The sequence below is a fragment of the Hydrogenophaga sp. genome, assembly GCF_035481345.1.
Lineage (GTDB): Bacteria > Pseudomonadota > Gammaproteobacteria > Burkholderiales > Burkholderiaceae_C > Hydrogenophaga.
In genome coordinates this window covers 1-1,590 of record NZ_DATIGV010000070.1, presented here as the reverse complement: position 1 = coordinate 1,590, position 1,590 = coordinate 1, and the positions used below count along the sequence as shown (strand labels likewise).

Genomic DNA, 1,590 nt, shown 5'->3' with positions numbered 1-1,590 from the left:
CCTTCAGCAACAGCCTGCCGGTGCTGACGCGTGACGAGAACATCATCACCGTGTCGTTCAACGTGCAGTACCGCGTGGGCGATCCCAAGCTGTTCCTGTTCGGCACCACCGACGCCACCCGCGTGCTGGAGCAGACCGCGCAGAGCGCGGTGCGCGAAGTGATCGGCCGTTCCGACCTGGACGCCGCGCTCAACAACCGCGGCCCGCTGTCGGCCACGGCCGGCACCGCGCTGCAGGCCTCGCTGGAGGCCTACCGCACCGGCCTGGTCGTCACCGAGCTGAGCCTGCAGGACGCCCGCCCGCCGGAAGCCGTCAAGCCGGCGTTCGACGAGGTCAACAGCGCGCAGCAGGAGAACGAGCGCCTGGTGTCGCAGGCACGCGCTGTCGCGGCCAAGATCGTGCCCGAGGCGCGCGGCGACGCGCAGCAGATCCGTACCCAGGCCGAAGGCTACAAGACCGCCGCCATCGCCAAGGCGACCGGTGACGCGACCCGCTTCAGCCTGCTGCTGGACGAATACCGCAACGCCCCCGAAGTCACCCGCAAGCGCCTGTGGCTGGATACCGTGCAACAGGTGCTGGCCGACAACCGCAAGGTGGTCGGTGGCGACAGCCGCCAGCTGATCTACGTGCCCATGGGCAACGCCGCGGGCTCGTCCTCCGGCCAGCTGCCCGCGGGCGTGATTCCCACCGAAATGATGCCGCCCGTGGAAAGCACCCCGTCCAGTTCCCGCAATGCGGTGCGCTCCCCGCGCCCGGCCGGCCGTGAGGAGGCGCAGCCATGAGGAATTCCCTGATCGTCGGTATCGTCGTGGCCGTCCTGCTGGGCCTGATGGGCTCGGTCTACGTGGTGCGCGAAGGGCAGGTGGGCCTGGTGCTCAACCTGGGTCGCGTGGTGCGCAGCGAGATCGGCCCCGGCCTGCATTTCAAGCTGCCGCTGGTGGAAACCGCGCGCGTGCTCGATCGCCGCTTCACCGCCAACGAGTTCCCGCCGGAACGCTCGCTGACCTCCGAGCGCAAGGACGTCAGCGTCGACTTCATCGCCATCGGCTTCATCGTCAACGCGGCGGACTTCTACCGCGCCACCGGCGGCCAGGCCGAACTGGCCACCGAGCGCCTGGCGCCCATCATCAAGGAATCGCTGCGCAACGAGATCAACTCGCGCACGCTGACCCAGCTGGTGTCGGGCAACCGCAACGAGCTGATCGAGAAGCAGCTGCCCGGCATCAACGCCGGCGCCAAGAACCTCGGCATGCAGGTGGTGGACATCCGCTTCAAGCAGATCGACCTGCCCACCGACAGCGAAGTCATCGACCAGGTCTACAACCGCATGCGCGCCGAACGCACGCAGGTGGCGAGCGCCCTGCGCGCGCAGGGTGCCGAGCAGGCGCGGATCGTGCAGGCGCAGGCCCAGCGTGATGTCGCGGTACTGCTGGCCGAAGCCGAGCGCGATGCACAGAAGCTGCGCGGTGAAGGCGATGCCGAAGCCGCCCGCCTGTACGGCCTGGCCGCCGGTGGCGCGATAGAAGTCCGCCGCGTTGACGATGAAGCCGATGGCGATGAAGTCGACGCTGACGTCCTTGCGCTCGGAGG

General features: G+C 68.7%; 2 protein-coding genes. Both read left to right on the top strand.

The genetic code is table 11. From position 1 onward, the window contains the following. A partial coding sequence (hflK, locus tag VLG41_RS07200; RefSeq protein WP_325348713.1) for an FtsH protease activity modulator HflK occupies positions 1-782 on the top strand: 782 nt, incomplete at its 5' end. Beyond that, positions 779-1,590, top strand: an 812-nt coding sequence (locus VLG41_RS07195) for a protease modulator HflC (protein WP_325348712.1), incomplete at its 3' end; no start/stop codon positions are given. The genes hflK and VLG41_RS07195, both read left to right, overlap by 4 nt.